The sequence below is a fragment of the Alcanivorax sp. MD8A genome, assembly GCF_002888555.1.
Taxonomy (GTDB): Bacteria; Pseudomonadota; Gammaproteobacteria; order Pseudomonadales; family Alcanivoracaceae; genus Alcanivorax.
In genome coordinates, this window is record NZ_AQOQ01000001.1 from 180047 (window position 1) to 192820 (window position 12774).

At 59.9% G+C, this 12774-nt stretch carries 12 protein-coding genes and 1 tRNA gene; all 13 read left to right on the plus strand.

Translation table 11 applies throughout. The features are described from left to right. The first annotated feature begins 13 nt into the window (after positions 1 to 13). The 13 genes from A15D_RS00740 to A15D_RS00800 all read left to right on the plus strand — a co-directional run bounded on the left by A15D_RS00740 (position 14) and on the right by A15D_RS00800 (position 12745). Complete coding sequence (locus A15D_RS00740; protein WP_199175722.1) at positions 14 to 1051, plus strand: iron ABC transporter permease; 1038 nt, start codon at positions 14 to 16, stop codon at positions 1049 to 1051. Next, positions 1044 to 1799 carry a heme ABC transporter ATP-binding protein gene (locus A15D_RS00745; protein WP_102790373.1) on the plus strand — a complete coding sequence of 252 codons (756 nt, stop codon included), beginning with the start codon at positions 1044 to 1046 and terminating at the stop codon, positions 1797 to 1799. Before A15D_RS00740 ends, A15D_RS00745 begins: the two co-directional genes overlap by 8 nt. 41 nt (positions 1800 to 1840) lie before the next feature. Further along, positions 1841 to 2329 carry a CinA family protein gene (locus A15D_RS00750; protein WP_255407644.1) on the plus strand — a complete coding sequence of 163 codons (489 nt, stop codon included), beginning with the start codon at positions 1841 to 1843 and terminating at the stop codon, positions 2327 to 2329. A gap of 178 nt (positions 2330 to 2507) precedes the next feature. Next, positions 2508 to 3545, plus strand: a complete 1038-nt coding sequence (recA, locus tag A15D_RS00755; protein WP_102790375.1) for a recombinase RecA — start codon at positions 2508 to 2510, stop codon at positions 3543 to 3545. Then, positions 3538 to 4002 (plus strand): regulatory protein RecX, encoded by a 465-nt coding sequence (locus A15D_RS00760; RefSeq protein ID WP_102790376.1) that lies wholly within the window; start codon positions 3538 to 3540, stop codon positions 4000 to 4002. The genes recA and A15D_RS00760 overlap by 8 nt, the downstream gene beginning before the upstream one ends. 620 nt (positions 4003 to 4622) lie before the next feature. Beyond that, positions 4623 to 5390: a sulfite exporter TauE/SafE family protein gene (locus A15D_RS00765; RefSeq protein WP_102790377.1), complete on the plus strand. Its 768-nt coding sequence runs from the start codon at positions 4623 to 4625 to the stop codon at positions 5388 to 5390. A 243-nt stretch (positions 5391 to 5633) separates the two neighbouring features. After that, positions 5634 to 8225: an alanine--tRNA ligase gene (alaS, locus tag A15D_RS00770; protein ID WP_102790378.1), complete on the plus strand. Its 2592-nt coding sequence runs from the start codon at positions 5634 to 5636 to the stop codon at positions 8223 to 8225. Between the two features lie 144 nt (positions 8226 to 8369). After that, on the plus strand, positions 8370 to 9596 hold the full coding sequence (locus A15D_RS00775; RefSeq protein WP_102790379.1) for an aspartate kinase: 1227 nt from the start codon (positions 8370 to 8372) through the stop codon (positions 9594 to 9596). 210 nt (positions 9597 to 9806) lie between these two features. After that, positions 9807 to 9995: a carbon storage regulator CsrA gene (gene csrA / locus A15D_RS00780; RefSeq protein ID WP_022983876.1), complete on the plus strand. Its 189-nt coding sequence runs from the start codon at positions 9807 to 9809 to the stop codon at positions 9993 to 9995. Positions 9996 to 10102: 107 nt separating this feature from the next. Next, positions 10103 to 10192, plus strand: a tRNA-Ser gene (locus A15D_RS00785). A gap of 146 nt (positions 10193 to 10338) precedes the next feature. Beyond that, positions 10339 to 11373 carry a dihydroorotase gene (pyrC, locus tag A15D_RS00790; RefSeq protein WP_102790380.1) on the plus strand — a complete coding sequence of 345 codons (1035 nt, stop codon included), beginning with the start codon at positions 10339 to 10341 and terminating at the stop codon, positions 11371 to 11373. Beyond that, complete coding sequence (locus A15D_RS00795) at positions 11373 to 12398, plus strand: GTP-binding protein (RefSeq protein WP_102790381.1); 1026 nt, start codon at positions 11373 to 11375, stop codon at positions 12396 to 12398. Before pyrC ends, A15D_RS00795 begins: the two co-directional genes overlap by 1 nt. Positions 12399 to 12415: 17 nt before the next feature. Then, positions 12416 to 12745 carry a multidrug efflux SMR transporter gene (locus tag A15D_RS00800; protein WP_102790382.1) on the plus strand — a complete coding sequence of 110 codons (330 nt, stop codon included), beginning with the start codon at positions 12416 to 12418 and terminating at the stop codon, positions 12743 to 12745. Positions 12746 to 12774 lie beyond the last annotated feature (29 nt).

Sequence of the window (12774 nt, forward strand, 5' to 3'; positions counted from 1 at the left end):
ATATGGGCGAAGTATGAACCGATTGCCGGCGATTCCTGCCGCCGCCGTTCTCATCAGTTTGCTGATGGTGGGTGTGGTGTTGTCCCTGACTCAGGGGGCCGTGTCGATGCCTGCCTCTGGCAGCCTGACCGCCATCTGGGATGCGGTGTTTAGCAGCGACCGCTCCGGGTTACTCAGCCACGAGAAGGTCATTGTACTGGAGCTCCGCTTGCCACGTTTGTTGCTGGCCATGCTGGTCGGGGCGATTCTGGCTCAGTGCGGTGCGGTAATGCAGGGGTTGTTTCGTAATCCTCTGGCAGACCCTGGCATCATCGGGGTGTCCTCCGGGGCGGCGGTGGGTGCGGTGTTGGAGATCGTGGTGCTGCCGGTCGCCTGGCAGATATGGGCGGTACCGTCTTCGGCTTTTGTCGCCGGGCTGCTGACCACGTTACTGGTGTATTCGCTGGCGCGTTCTTCGGCTGGGACCTCAGTGGTGATGCTGCTGCTGGCCGGGGTGGCGGTGGCGGCGTTCGCTGGGGCAGGGATCGGCTTTCTCAGTTATTTCACCGACGATACCCGGCTGCGGGAGCTCAGCGTCTGGCAGATGGGCTCGCTGAATGGGGCCAATCATCAGCAGGTGCTACTGGCGTTGGTGGCGTTTGTGATGCTGGCGACCTGGTTTCAGCGCCGGGCCGGGCCGCTCAATGCTTTTTTGTTGGGGGAATCCGAGGCGCGCCATCTGGGGGTGCCGGTGGAGCGCATGAAACTGGAGTTGATTGTGCTGGCGGCGCTGGGGGTGGGCATTGCGGTGGCGTGCAGCGGCATTATCGGCTTTGTAGGGCTGGTGGTGCCGCATCTGGTGCGCTTGTCCTGCGGCCCGGATCACCGCCGCCTGTTACCGCTGTCGGCACTGACCGGGGCCGTGCTGCTGATGCTCTCGGACCTGGCGGCGCGCACCCTGGTGAGCCCGGCTGAATTGCCCGTGGGATTGTTGACCGCCTTGTTGGGTGCGCCGTTCTTTCTGATCCTGCTGCTGCAACAGCGTAAGCAATGGAGTCTGTCCGGTGCTTGAGCTTTGTGATCTGCTTGTTGAAGCCGGTGGTCGGCGTTTGCTGCAACTGGACAATCTGACCTTGCCCGCGGGGCAGTTTGTGGCATTGCTGGGGCCCAATGGTGCGGGGAAATCTTCCTTGCTCAAGGCCATCAGTGGCGAGGCGGCTTGTCGTGGCGAGTTGCTTTTTCATGGTCAATCACTGCGACACTGGAACACTCAGGAGCGGGCCCGACATGTGGCAGTGCTACCCCAGGCCAGCAGCCTGACGTTCCCGTTCAGTGCCCGTGAAGTGGTCGAGATGGGGCTGATGCCGTTGTCGTTGTCGCGCCAGGCCGGCGCCGATGTGGTGCGGGCCGCCATGATCGATGCGGATTGCCTGCACCTGGCTGCGCGCAGCTTTCCCGGCCTGTCCGGTGGTGAAAAGCAGCGGGTGCACCTGGCTCGGGTGTTGGTGCAGTTGGTGCAGGCCGAGAAGACGCCACTGTTGTTACTGGATGAACCCGTGTCTGCACAGGATCTGGGGCAGCAACACAATATTTTGCGGTTGGCAGTGCGGCTGGCGCAGCAGCGCCGCATTACCGTCCTGGCGGTGTTGCACGACCTGAATCAGGTGCTTCGCTACGGCATGCGCTGTCTGGTGCTGGCAGAGGGAGAGCTGGTGGCGGATGGAGAGCCGGAAGCTGTACTCACCCCGCACCGAATCGAAGAGGTGTGGGGGTATCGTCCCGAGCGATATACAACAGAAGAGCGTTTTGCGTTGCTCTGAAAATGCTACAGTGCGTTCCAGAATCCTCACTGGAGCGATGCGTGAACCCGCAAGACATTCCCAACGCGGTTGAATCCCTGGCCCTTCAATTGACCCGCCAGCGCCTGATGGTGGTGACGGCGGAATCCTGCACCGGCGGCGGTATCGCCCAGGCCATGACGGCCATGCCTGGCTCGTCTGCCTGGTTCGAGCGCGGCATGGTGTCCTATTCCAATGACGCCAAGCAGGACCTGCTGGGTGTGCAGGCGCAGACACTGGCCAGCCACGGAGCGGTCAGTGAAGCGGTGGCGCTGGAGATGGCACGCGGTGCCATCGAGCATTCCCGCGGCCATATCAGTGTGGCTGTGACCGGCGTGGCCGGGCCGGATGGCGGCACCGCTGACAAGCCCGTGGGCACGGTGTGGATCGCCTGGGGTCAGAAGCTGGGGTATGCCGAGGCCCGCTGTTTCCAGTTTGAGGGTGACCGCAATGCCGTTCGTCAGCAGACCATTCTGGAAGCCCTCAAGGGCTTGATCGCGCGCCTCCAGTAGCCACAATCAGACGGACTTTATCGTACGCATCCCTGGATCTGACAAACAGGGTTGCAAAGGACAGGAATACCTGTTCATAATACTGTCCATATTGTCAGTGCTGACTGAAAGGTCAGTTTCGACGACACAGATACCGGCGATGCAATGACTGTCACGCCGACACAGGAGAGGGGTCACAATGAGCGATAAATCCAAGGCGTTGTCCGCCGCACTGTCCCAGATCGAACGCCAGTTCGGTAAAGGTTCTGTCATGCGTATGGGCGACCAGAAGCGTGAGCGGATTCCGGCCATTTCCACCGGCTCCCTGGGCCTGGACATCGCCCTGGGCATTGGCGGTTTGCCGAAAGGCCGTATCGTGGAAATCTACGGTCCGGAATCCTCCGGTAAAACCACCCTGACCCTGAGCGTGATCGCCGAAGCCCAGAAAAAAGGCGCGACCTGTGCCTTCGTGGATGCAGAGCACGCGCTGGACCCGGACTACGCCGAGAAGCTGGGCGTGAACGTGGACGACCTGATCGTCTCTCAGCCGGATACCGGTGAACAGGCGCTGGAAATCACCGACATGCTGGTACGTTCCGGTGCGGTAGATGTGATCATTGTTGACTCCGTGGCGGCGTTGGTGCCGAAGGCAGAAATCGAAGGTGAAATGGGCGATGCCCACGTGGGCCTGCAGGCTCGTTTGATGAGCCAGGCGCTGCGGAAAATTACCGGTAACGTGAAAAATGCCAACTGTCTGGTGGTGTTCATCAACCAGATCCGCATGAAGATCGGTGTGATGTTTGGCAACCCGGAAACCACCACCGGCGGTAATGCGCTCAAGTTCTATTCCTCTGTACGTCTGGATATCCGTCGTATCGGTGCAGTGAAACAGGGCGACGAAGTCACCGGTAACGAAACCCGGGTGAAGGTGGTGAAGAACAAGGTGTCGCCGCCGTTCCGTCAGGCCGAATTCCAGATTCTCTATGGGCAGGGCATTAACCAGCTCGGCGAGGTTCTGGATCTGGGTGTGCAGCAGGGTCTGGTGGACAAATCCGGTGCCTGGTATGCCTACAAGGGCGACAAGATTGGCCAGGGCAAGCAGAACGCCTGTGACTACTTGCGTGAAAACCCGGCCATTGCCCAGGAAATCGAGAAAGAAATCCGTGCACGGCTGCTGGCCGTACCGGGTGACGCACCGGTAGAAGCGGAAGAGGAAGCTGAACTGGGCGATGAATAAACCGCTCACGGAATCCGAGTTGCGCCAGCGGGCGGTGAGCCTGCTGGCGCGTCGGGATCACGCCCGCCGCGAGCTGGAAACCAAGCTGCGCAGCAAGGTGGGCGATCATCCGGCCTTGGCGGCGGTGATCGAGTGGTGTGAAGAACATGGCTTCATCGATGACCGGCGCTTTGCCGGTTTTTTTGTGCGCTCGCGCATCGACCGGGGCCAGGGGGTGTTGCGTATCCGTCAGGAGTTGCAGCAACGCGGGGTTGCCAGCGAGCTGATCGAGTCCGCTTTGCAGGATACCGAGGTGGACTGGTTTGCCCTGGCCCGGGAAGTGCGCACCCGCCGCTTTCGGCAATATCCCCAGGACCAGAAAGAAAAAGCCAGACAATTGCGTTTCCTGCAAGGGCGCGGCTTTGACGCCGAACAAAGCTTTGCCGCGTTGGTACCGGGCGACGAGGAGATGGCGTAGTCAGGCCCTGAAAATAGAGGCTCATCGCGGATTTCCGGGAAAGGCCTGATTTAATCCCCTCCCTTGCCGTAGCGTCGGTTATTCGCTCTGCTCACCCCTTCGGGGCCGCCCTGCGGGCGTTCCTTCGCTGCGCTCGGTGGCGGCGCGATCCCAAACTCCCGTTAATCCACGATGAAGCAAAGAGAGCCTTGCCACGTTGGGCTCTGTGTGCCCCCCGGCGTGGCCCCTTGTCCGCCAGGGAGTGTTAGGGGCATGTCTGAAAGCGATGATGCGGTTGGTCAGGGCAAATCGCTTGCAGGCAAGCTCCCACGGGGTGCAATTTCCCGCTCTAGGCCAGCTACACTTTGGGAGTGGTGGTTCCACCGCGAATGAAGGATCGGGCGAGGCCATCGCGGTCGGACGACCGCTCCCACGCTATTGCCTGTCGTCTATGGGCGTATGCAGGGTGGCGAATCACTTGCTGTCCAGTGCTGCCAACACTCAGGGCCTCCCACAGAAGCGGGTGCGCCCACGCAGGAGTGTAGTCCTGTGGCCCAGGCTGCGTTGTGGTTCTGTGGGGCAGTGGCCTGAATTTGGTTCGCGGCGTATCCTGCGGCTTTTCGGCTTGCGTGAGAATGTCCATGGAATACCTTTCTGACCCTTGGTTGGTGGCTGCCTTGTTGGGGGCCGGTGTGTTGGCGGGGTTTATCAACACGCTGGCGGGCGGGGGCGGGTTGCTGATTCTGCCGCTGCTGATGCTCAGTGGTATGGGGGCGGCGCTGGCCAACGGCACCATGCGGGTCGGTGTGCTGATCCAAAGCATTGAGGCGGTCCGCCAGTTCAACAAGCGTGGCACCATGCCGTTCAAGCCGTTACCTGCGATCCTGGTCCCGTGTCTGCTGGGAACCCTGGTCGGCGCCCTGGCAGCAGCTTACCTGCCCGAAACCATCCTCAAGCCAGTATTGCTGGGTACCCTGGTGGTGGTGGCGTTGTTGATGGTCCTGAAACCCAACCAGATGACCCCCGGTCCTGATGAGGTGCCGCAGGTGCCAGGGGAATCCCTGCCTGCCTGGCTCGGCCTGTTCTTCGCCGGGGTGTACGGGGGATTTGTGCAGGCGGGGGTGGGTTTTGTGCTGATCGCGGTGTTGGTCGGCCAGATGCGCTATGACCTGCTACGGGGTAATGCCCTGAAACTGGCGATAACCGGTAGCTTCACGGTGTTGGCGCTGGGCATCTTCATGTGGCGGGATCAGGTAGCCTGGTTGCCTGGCCTGGTGGTGGCTGCCGGGACGCTGGTGGGGGTTCGGCTGGGCGTGGGATTTGCCCATCGGGTATCCCCGGTGGTGCTCAAGCGCCTGTTGTTGGTGATGGTGCTGACTGTCTGTCTGGCCGCCGCGATCAAGGGCTGAGTTGAAAGTTTAAAGTTCAAAGCTGAAAAGCGCGGGCCGGTTATGTCTGGCCCGGATCGGTCGTGCCCGCGCCGATATCCCGGGGCCGCGGGCAAGGCTTCGCAACCTCCCTCGACCTCACCCGCGTTTGAACTTTCAACGTTGGACGTTGAACTCCCCCTGTCTTCTATTCCCATCGCAACTGCGCCCCATGGGCGCTATACTCGGCGCTTTCCGATAGCCAGCCAAGATACCGTTTTTCCTATGAAGAGTGCTGAACTACGCCAGGCCTTTCTGGATTACTTCGCCAGCCAGGGACACACCAAGGTGCCGTCTTCCTCTCTGGTGCCTCATAACGACCCGACCCTGCTGTTCACCAATGCAGGCATGAACCAGTTCAAGGACGTGTTCCTGGGCCGTGAAAGCCGCGATTACACCCGTGCCACCAGCTCACAACGCTGTGTTCGCGCCGGTGGCAAGCACAACGATCTGGAAAATGTGGGTTATACCGCCCGTCACCACACCTTCTTTGAAATGCTGGGTAACTTCAGCTTCGGTGACTACTTCAAGCGCGAAGCCATCAAGTTCGCCTGGGAATTCCTGACGGGCACCCTGGGCCTGCCGGAAGAGCGGCTGTGGGTCACGGTGCATATTTCTGATGATGAAGCCGCGGATATCTGGCTGAAAGAAATGGGCGTGAGTGCCGAACGGTTCTCCCGTCTTGATGAAGATAATTTCTGGCAGATGGGGGACACCGGTCCCTGTGGTCCCTGTTCGGAAATCTTCTACGATCACGGGGCAGATGTCCCCGGCGGCCCACCTGGCTCGGAAAACGATGACCTGGACCGCTACATCGAGATCTGGAACCTGGTGTTCATGCAGTACGACCGTCAGGAAGACGGCGAACTGAAACCGCTGCCCAAGCCCAGTGTCGATACCGGCATGGGGCTTGAGCGTATTGCCGCAGTGCTGCAGGGCGTCCATTCCAACTACGAAATCGACATGTTCCAGGCGTTGCTGCAGGCCGCGGCCAAGGCCACCGGCTGCAATGATTTGGAAGAGAAGTCCCTGCGCGTGATCGCCGATCACATCCGCTCCTCCAGCTTCCTGATTTGCGACGGGGTGATCCCGTCCAATGAAGGCCGCGGCTATGTGCTGCGGCGGATCATTCGCCGCGCGCTGCGTCATGGCCATAAGCTGGGTCAGGACAAGCCGTTTTTCTCTACCCTGGTAACAGCCCTCGTCGAGCAGATGGGTGAGGCGTACCCGGAACTGGCACGGGAGCAGGCCCGTATCGAAAAGGCCCTGCTGGCAGAGGAAGAGCAGTTTGGTCGCACGCTGGCCGCAGGCATGAAGGTACTGGAAGCGGCCATTGCCGAGCTGCAGGGCAAGACCCTGTCCGGCGAGGTGCTGTTCAACCTGTACGACACCCACGGTTTCCCGCCGGATCTCACCGCCGACGTGGCGCGGGAACGGGACCTGGAAGTGGATATGGCCGGCTTCGAGAAAGCGATGGAAGCCCAGCGTGAGCGCGCCCGTGGTGCCGGCAGCTTTGCCAACGATTACAGCGATCGTCTGAATATCGAGGCGGAAACCGGCTTCTCCGGTTACGAAAAACTGGCCGATGACGATGAAATCGTCGGTCTCTACCGCGATGGTGAAGCGGTGGACAGCCTGGCAGCGGGCGAAGAGGGCATGGTAGTACTGGCCAGCACGCCGTTCTATGCCGAGTCCGGTGGCCAGGTCGGCGATACCGGTTTTCTGGTGAAGGGCGACAGCCGTTTTGCTGTGGCCGACACCAAAAAGCGTCAGGCGGCGCATGTGCATTTGGGCAGCATGGAAAGTGGTTCCCTCAACGTGGGCGACAAGGTATCGGCCTACGTCGATGTGGAGCGTCGCAAGGCCATCATGCGCAATCACTCTGCAACTCACCTGATGCATGCTGCGCTGCGTGACGTGCTGGGCGAGCATGTACAGCAGAAGGGCTCGCTGGTCGCCGAAGACTATCTGCGTTTCGATTTCTCTCACGGCGAAGCGGTTAGCGACGCCCAGCGTGAGCAGATCGAAACCATCGTCAATCGCCAGATTCTGGCCAACACTGCGGTGTCCACTGAGTTGATGGATATTGACGCCGCCCGTGACGCCGGCGCCATGGCGCTGTTTGGTGAGAAGTACGACGATCAGGTGCGTGTCCTCACCATGGGCAGCGATGGCTTCTCGAAGGAACTGTGTGGTGGAACGCACGTGAGCCGCACCGGCGACATCGGGTTGTTCCGCATTACTCTGGAAGCCTCGGCAGCTGCCGGGGTGCGTCGTATCGAAGCGGTCACCGGTGAAAATGCGCTTGCCGCCATGCGCAAGCAGGAGCAGGCCCTCAGTGACATTGCCGCCACGGTAAAAAGCACGCCGGATAATGCCGCAGAGCGGGTCCGCAACCAGGCGCAAAAAGTGCGTGAGCTGGAAAAGGAAATTGAACGCCTGAAGCAAAAGCTGGCCAGTGGGGCGGGTAGCGACCTTACCGACAGCGTGCAGGACATCAATGGCGTGAAGGTGCTGGCCACCCAGGTGGACGGTGCCGATGGCAAGACCCTGCGGGTCACCATGGACAAGCTGAAAGACAAGCTCGGTTCGGCGGTGATTCTGCTGGCGGCAGTAGAGGGTGACAAGGTGGCCCTGGTGGCCGGTGTTACCAAAGACCTGACCGATCGTTTCAAGGCGGGAGATTTGCTCAAGCATGTGGCCGAGCAGGTCGATGGTCGTGGCGGCGGTCGTCCGGATATGGCGCAGGGCGGTGGCAACAACCCTGCGGCCCTGCCCGCAGCACTGGAGAGTGTGAAGGACTGGGTGGCCGGCTGATTCTGCGGTGTCGTGACGGGGCGGTCAGCCCCGTCGGTTACGGTACTTACAGGCTCTCTGGCAGGCTCTCCCGCCACCCCAACATGAAATCCGGGCGCGTTTCTGCTAAAGTAACGCGCTCTTTTTTGCAGACAAAGCGACTATATGGCTCTTATCGTGCAGAAATACGGCGGTACCTCGGTAGGTACGGTCGAACGCATACAAGCCGTTGCCGACAAGGTAGCCGGCTTCCATAAACGGGGTGATCAGGTTGTGGTGGTGGTCTCTGCCATGAGCGGCGAAACCAACCGACTGATCGAGCTGGCCAAAGGCATCAGCGAAAGCCCTTCTCCGCGGGAAATGGACGTGCTGGTCTCTACCGGTGAGCAGGTGACGATCTCCCTGTTGTCCATGGCCTTGCAGAAACTGGGTCTGGATGCCCGTTCCTACACCGGCTCCCAGATTCCCCTGCGTACGGACAATTCCTACTCCAAAGCCCGTATCGAAGAAATCGACGACAAGAAAATGCGCGCCGATCTCAATGCTGGCCGTGTGGTCGTGGTGGCCGGTTTTCAGGGCGTGGACGCGGACGGCAACATTACCACCCTGGGTCGTGGCGGTTCTGACACCACTGCCGTTGCTCTGGCGGCCGCGCTGAAGGCGGATGAATGCCAGATCTACACTGACGTGGATGGCGTATACACCACCGACCCTCGCGTGGTGGACAATGCTCGCCGGCTGGACACGATTACCTTTGAAGAAATGCTGGAAATGGCCAGTCAGGGCTCCAAGGTCCTGCAGATCCGTTCTGTGGAATTCGCCGGCAAATACAATGTGCCGCTGCGTGTTCTCTCCAGCTTCCAGGATGGTCCTGGAACCCTAATTACCGTCGACGACGAGGTTGATATGGAAAAGCCGGTAATCTCCGGAATTGCCTTTACCCGTGATGAAGCCAAGATCATCGTGCGTGGCGCCCCGGATACCCCGGGCATTGCCTACAAGATCCTCGGCCCGGTAAGTGCAGCCAATATTGAAGTGGACATGATCGTGCAGAACGTGGGCAAGGACGGTGCTGCCGACTTCACCTTTACCGTTCACCGCAACGATTTCGGTCGTGCTCAGGAAGCCCTGCGCAATGCGTCTGAAGAACTGGGTCAGCCGGAAATCATTGGCGATGACAAGATTGCCAAGGTCTCTCTGGTGGGTGTGGGCATGCGTTCCCACGCGGGCGTTGCTTCCAAGATGTTCGAAGCCCTGGCCAAAGAAGGCGTTAACATCGAGATGATCTCTACCTCGGAAATCAAGGTGTCTGTGGTCATCGCCGAGAAGTATCTGGAGCTGGCCGTTCGTGCCCTCCATTCCGCGTTCGAGCTGGACCAGCCTGTCGCATAACGGACATACTGTTCGGAAGGATGGGGCGACGACCGGTAGGTTCCGCCCCGTCCTGCGGCAAGACTTGAGAATCTGATTCATGCATACTTACGCCCCCGTGCCTGCGGTGGGCGAATGGTCCTCGCACCAAGGAGTCGTCATGGACGGCAGCCCGGTAACTTCGGGTACGGATTGCGCTCACGGAAACCAAGGACCCCAGGAGGGATCATTATGCTTATTCTTACGCGTCGAGTTGGAGAGACCCTGATGGTCGGTGACGAAGTCACCGTGACTGTTCTGGGCGTCAAAGGCAACCAGGTCCGCATCGGTGTTAACGCTCCGAAAGAAGTTGCGGTGCATCGAGAAGAAATCTATCAGCGGATTCAGCACGAAAAATCAACAGACGGTGAGTCTGCCTGATTTTTGGGCTGTATTTTCTCCGTAAAATCGTTATGATGCGCGGCGTGTCGGGAAACAGCGCCAACCAAGAGCGACCAATTTCCTGACAACATGCAGTTCCGCATTCCGGAGAGGTGGGTGAGTGGCTGAAACCAGTTCCCTGCTAAGGAACCATACGGGTTACCGTATCGCGGGTTCGAATCCCGCCCTCTCCGCCATATTCCAAAACGCCCCGCATCGCGGGGCGTTTTTCGTTTGGGGCGATGGCTTTTCCCTCAGTGGTCGCCCGGCAGCTGATCCCTGCGCCTGTGCGCCAACATGCGCTACACTACGTCCCCGAATTTTTACGGCTTAAGGTGACCCCATGACCGATACCCTGACCATTGCCCGCCCGGACGACTGGCATCTGCATTTTCGTGACGGTGAATTGCTGGCGGAAACGGTGCCGGCCACGGCCAATGTCTTCGGTCGCGCCATTGTCATGCCGAACCTGACGCCGCCGGTGAACACGGTGGCCCAGGCGGCCGAGTACCGTGAACGCATCATGGCGCAGGTCCCGGCCGGGGTAACCTTTGAGCCGTTGATGGTCTTGTATCTCACCGACAGCACGCCGGTGGAGGAAGTCGCGCGCGCAGCACAAAGTGATTTTGTGCATGCCTTCAAGCTGTATCCCGCCGGGGCAACAACCAATTCCGACAGCGGGGTCACTGATCCGGGCAAGATCATGCATCTATACGAGGCCATGGAAAAGCACGATGTGCCGCTGCTGGTTCATGGCGAAGTGACGGATGCAGAGATCGATATCTTTGACCGCGAAAAGGTGTTTATCGACCGCTACCTCAACGAGATTCGCCAGCAATTCCCGGGCCTGCGGATTGTCTTTGAGCATGTCACGACTGCTGAGGGCGTGAATTTTGTGCGTGAGGCCAGTGCGTTGACGGCCGCCACGGTGACGCCGCAGCACCTGCTGATGAACCGCAACGACCTGCTGGTCGGTGGCGTGCGTCCGCATAACTATTGCCTGCCGATTCTCAAGCGTCGTCAGCATCAGGAAACCATCCAGAAAGCCGTACTGGAAGGCCATGAGCGCTTTTTCCTGGGCACCGATTCCGCTCCCCATGCCCGTAACAAAAAAGAAGCGGCCTGTGGTTGCGCCGGTTGCTATTCCGCTCGCGCGGCGTTGCCGCTGTATGCCTCTTTCCTGGAACAGCACAATGCGCTGGACAAGCTGGAAGGGTTTGCCAGCCATTTCGGGGCAGATTTTTATCGGCTGCCGCGTCACACCGATACCGTCACCCTGGTGCGCAAGCCCTGGTTGGTGCCGGAGGTAATTGATGCCGCCGGGGAAGCCATGGTGCCGTTTTATGCCGGTCAGGAGCTGCCCTGGTCTCTGGCGTAATGTCTCAGGTAACGCATTCTCCTGACATTCAGGATGATCGCCTGCCGGTGATTGTCCTGAGCGGCTTTCTGGGGAGTGGCAAGACGACCCAGCTGAACCACTGGCTATCGCAACGGCAAGACCTTGCCGTGGTGATCAATGAGCTGGGCGATATCGGCATTGATCAGCATCTGACTGAGGCTCAGGGCGTCCCCGTGACACTGCTGGCCGGTGGCTGTGTTTGTTGTGTGGTGCAGGGCTCGCTTTCCTCCACCCTGCGCAATCTGTTCATGGCGCGCAAAAATGGCGAGATCCCGCCGTTCAACAAGCTGGTGCTGGAAACCACTGGTGCGGCAGAACCTTCTGGCGTGGTCGCTCCCTTGCAACAGGATCCGTGGCTGCGAAAACGGTTTGTCTGCCAGTCGGTGATCACGCTGGTGGATGCCCAGGCCGGTGTCGCGGCACTGGAGCGTCATCCTGAGTGTCTGGAGCAGGTGCAAGGGGCGGATCAACTGCTCATCAGCAAGTCCGATCTGTGCACACCCGACTCTCTGGCCGAGTTGAAAGCGCAGCTTGCCCTTCTGAACCCTGACGCAAGCGTTCTGTTGTCACCCGGACCGACGTCCTTGCTCGATCAGGTTTTCCCGCGCCGTTGCCGGATCACGGGGCCCCTGACGTTGTCCACCGGCGTTAGCCTGCAGCCGCAGTTGTCGTCAGTGTCGGTGTCTCGACATCAACTCCACAGTGCCTCATTGCGTTGGGAGGGGCGCTTGTCCTGGCCCCACTGGCAGGCGGCGTTGCAACAACTTGGGAACCAGTGTGGTGAATCTCTGGTCCGTCTCAAAGGGCTGCTCAAGGTAGAAGGCCTTGATGGGCCCTTGCTGGTGCAGTGGACCGGACAAGGGGAGCCGGCGTTATCACCGATGAACGCGTGGCCGGACGGGGATACCACCACCCGGCTGGTGGTGATTGTGCGTCACGATAATCCTGACTTTGTTCATGAACAGGTGGCACACTGGCAGGCATTGCTGCAACAGCTGGGTTGACACAGGACGCTCTCTCCATGGGTTATCTCTTCCTCTCCATTGCGATTCTTGCCGAAGTCGTGGCGACCACGGCGCTGAATGCGTCGCAGGGTTTTACCCGCCTGTGGCCTTCGGTGATCACTGTGCTGGGCTACGGGATTGCTTTCTATGCGTTGTCGCTAACGCTGCGCACCGTTCCCATGGGAATCGCCTATGCCGTCTGGGCGGGGGTTGGTATTGTGTTGATTGCGCTGGTCGGGGCGGTGTTTCTGAAACAGCAACCTGATTTGCCAGCGATGATCGGGATGGCGTTTATCATCGTTGGGGTGGTGCTGGTGACGTTTGTGTCCCGTACCGGCGCCCACTGAATTGTGTCCTCAGCCGGAACCCCAATACA

Coding starts and splice junctions, on each gene's coding strand:
- alaS (WP_102790378.1), top strand. CDS start 5,634: ATGAAGAGTGCTGAACTACGCCAGGCCTTTCTGGATTACTTCGCCAGC.
- recA (WP_102790375.1), top strand. CDS start 2,508: ATGAGCGATAAATCCAAGGCGTTGTCCGCCGCACTGTCCCAGATCGAA.
- A15D_RS00795 (WP_102790381.1), top strand. CDS start 11,373: ATGTCTCAGGTAACGCATTCTCCTGACATTCAGGATGATCGCCTGCCG.
- A15D_RS00740 (WP_199175722.1), top strand. CDS start 14: ATGAACCGATTGCCGGCGATTCCTGCCGCCGCCGTTCTCATCAGTTTG.
- A15D_RS00760 (WP_102790376.1), top strand. CDS start 3,538: ATGAATAAACCGCTCACGGAATCCGAGTTGCGCCAGCGGGCGGTGAGC.
- A15D_RS00765 (WP_102790377.1), top strand. CDS start 4,623: ATGGAATACCTTTCTGACCCTTGGTTGGTGGCTGCCTTGTTGGGGGCC.
- A15D_RS00775 (WP_102790379.1), top strand. CDS start 8,370: ATGGCTCTTATCGTGCAGAAATACGGCGGTACCTCGGTAGGTACGGTC.
- pyrC (WP_102790380.1), top strand. CDS start 10,339: ATGACCGATACCCTGACCATTGCCCGCCCGGACGACTGGCATCTGCAT.
- A15D_RS00800 (WP_102790382.1), top strand. CDS start 12,416: ATGGGTTATCTCTTCCTCTCCATTGCGATTCTTGCCGAAGTCGTGGCG.
- csrA (WP_022983876.1), top strand. CDS start 9,807: ATGCTTATTCTTACGCGTCGAGTTGGAGAGACCCTGATGGTCGGTGAC.